This is a genomic window from Segeticoccus rhizosphaerae (assembly GCF_009192725.1).
In the GTDB taxonomy this organism is placed as follows: Bacteria; Actinomycetota; Actinomycetes; order Actinomycetales; family Dermatophilaceae; genus Segeticoccus; species Segeticoccus rhizosphaerae.
This window is the reverse complement of record NZ_VOHR01000423.1, coordinates 1-2,745: the sequence shown is the minus strand read 5'-3', so window position 1 is coordinate 2,745 and position 2,745 is coordinate 1. Positions and strand designations below refer to the sequence as shown.

The 2,745-nt window shown below is 72.7% G+C and carries 2 protein-coding genes; one reads left to right on the top strand and one right to left on the bottom strand.

The annotated features are described in order from the left end of the window. Nucleotides 1-562 (top strand): hypothetical protein (locus FRW57_RS20035; protein WP_203230445.1); only part of this gene is annotated, 562 nt, incomplete at its 5' end. Here FRW57_RS20035 and FRW57_RS20030 read toward each other — a convergent pair. Beyond that, nucleotides 490-2,745, bottom strand: a 2,256-nt coding sequence (locus FRW57_RS20030) for an FUSC family protein (RefSeq protein WP_152186883.1), incomplete at its 5' end; no start/stop codon positions are given. The two genes, FRW57_RS20035 and FRW57_RS20030, sit on opposite strands and share 73 nt — an antisense overlap.

Sequence of the window (2,745 nt, the reverse complement as noted above, 5' to 3'; positions counted from 1 at the left end):
CGTCGACGCGGCGACCGGCTGGCGGGCGCCGGAGCGGGCGGCACGCTGGGGGCGCGTGGCGGTTGCCGTGTCGGTGTTGGTGCCTGTCGGCTATGCCGTGACGCGCTTTGCCTGGTTCGTCGGGATCCCGCTCGGGCTCACGGCCGAGTCCTTCGAACGGGTGCGTCCGATCGCCGGTTTCGGCGCGGGGCTGGGCGCATTCGCGGTGGTGGGAGCGTTGCTCACGCTCGGCCTGCTGCGGCCGTGGGGCGAGGTGTTTCCCCGATGGGTGCCGGGGCTCGGCGGTCGCCCCGTCCCTGTCGGTCTGGCCGTGGTGCCCGCCGCCTTCGTGAGCGTGGCCGTGACGTCGGCCGGGCTGATGTTCGTCCGACTCACCCTCTTCAGCGGCTTGGGTGATGCCTTCCCGGTCGGGATGGCCGACGTCGCCGGCTGGCTGCCCGAGATGTTCTGGCCGGTCTGGGGCGCTGCGCTCGGGCTCTCCACCTATGCCTACTGGCTGCGCCGTCGTGGCGAGGCTCCACCCGTCCCGGCTGAGCCGCCGACGCCCGTGAACGGGCGCTGACGGCGGCTCGGTTCGTGGCCGAGCAGCGTCAAGGCCTGGGTCAGCCGGCGCAGGATCGCGACGAGAGAAGTCACCGTTGCGGTGGGTTTCGGGGCGGGACCGCCGGCTTCCCGCTCGGCCGTTGCCAGAAGCGGCTCCACCCGTTCGGCCACGGGCAGGGTGCCCTCCGGCAGCTCGGGTGGGGGGTAGAGCTGCCGCGCGGCGGCGAGCCGTCGGCACTCCGCCACGAGTTCCCGGCACGTATCGGCCAACGGCGTGCTGGTGGGCCGTTCGGTCGACAGTGCGGCGGCGAGGGCCCGCCCCGCCGCGGCGCACACACCGAGCATGGTGACGCGGTGCCTGATGCCGGTGCGCACTGCGCCGAAGAACCGACCGTAGGTCAGTCCTCTCTCGGTGCGCAGCACCTGGCGCGAGGCCGCGTCCAGCTCGATGGTCAGGGCGAGCAGGTCGCGCCGCGGGTCCTGTGCCGAAAAGGCATCGGCCGCGGCCTCCAGCAGGTCGGCCAGGTGCTCGAGGAAGGCCGCTCGGGCGGCGCGCAGGGTGGCACGAGTGCCGGCGGGCAGCACCAGGAAGGAGACGCCGATCCCGATCAGTGCGCCGATCGCCGTCTCTTCCAAGCGGATCAGCAGCAACTGGTCGACCAGCGAGTGGAGCATGGTGTAGAGCTGGCCCAGCAGCAGGGTGATGAAGAAGATCATCGCCCCGTAGGACACGGCTTGCAGGTAGAAGGCAAGGAAGACGCACGCCAAGGTGGTGACCAGGGCCAGGGTGCTGGTGTCGGCCGTCAGGTTGGCCAGGCCCACCGCGACGACCAGCCCTGCAACGGTCCCGAACACCCTGGCGACTCCCTTGCGCAGGGTCTCACCCGCTGTCGCCGTCCCGGCGAAACCGACGAAGGCGGCGATCACCGCCCAGTAGTAGCGCTGGCTCGAGATGAGCTCACCGGCCAGGATCGCGAGGGCCGCTGCCGTTCCCGCCTGGATGGCCTGCCGCGTCGTCAGCCGTAGGCGGGAGGGCGACCAGCGGCCGGCACCATCGCTGCGCACCGACCGCTCGGCCAGCGACGCGACGCCGGGCAGGTTGCCCCCGGTCAGCCGCACGACCGACTCGAAGTCGCCGTCCTGCGAGTCGTGTGCCTCCTCAGCGTCGGGTCCGAGCCGAAGCGCCCCCGAGTCCCACTGGTCGACGGTGTCGACCAGGAGTCGTCCGGCGCGAGCGATGCGACGGGACACCGGCGTCGCGCCCTCTCTCTCGAGCCGTTGCACCCCGGCCAACGCGGCCTCCGGGTGCGCCCACGCCACTTGGCGCAGCACGTCGCGAACCTCCGTCTGCTGACGTCGCGGCACGCTTCCGGGATCAGCCGCGAGGTCGAGCACGGCCGAGCACAACCGGTCCATCCCGATCTCGAAGTCGACGATCCACCGCCTGAGCCGTCCGGGAGGCACGCCGTCCGGGAGGGCACGCTCGTCGCTCAGCTGGCCGTCCAGGAGCAGGACGGCCTCACCGAGCTGGATGCGATGGGCGCGCAGGGCCCGGCGCGCCCCCCGGTCGCCCGGGTCGTCCAACACGTCCAGGCACGTGGAGACGACCGCCCGCGCGCGGGCCCGCAGTGCGGTGATGGTGCGTCGCAGCCGGGCCTCCGGGTCGTCGTGCAGCACGGTGGCGAGCAGGAGCGCGACCCACACCGTCGCGCAGACGACAGCCACGAGCAGCGACGGCAACGCGGACACGGGCGGGCTCAGGAAGAGCGCGAAGAAGTAGGACTGCCAGAGCAGGAACCCGTAGTGGAACCAGCGTGGCCCGAACCGCCGCACCCACACGGCGGTGAAGACCACGATGACGAACAGGACCAGCCCGAGGACGTGCTGCTGCCCCGCGATCACCGCGAGCGACACGCCGACTGCCGAGGCCACCGGCGACAGCACGGCGGTGCGCAGCACGAGCGCGCCGCGGGTGTCCCGGATGCCGGTCGACATCGGAATCGTCACGATGGCGCCGAGCAGCATCAGCATGAGGGGCTGCGCGCCCAGGGCCCACGCCACGACCCGCTCCACGACCAGGGTCGAGGCGACCACGACCGTGGCCCGGGCCGCCTGTCGGAGCCTGGTGCCTCCGGGGTCGGACGCGACCAGCCGGTCCCGGGCGTCCCGCAGCTCGCCGCGGGACGCCCGGGACCGGCTGGT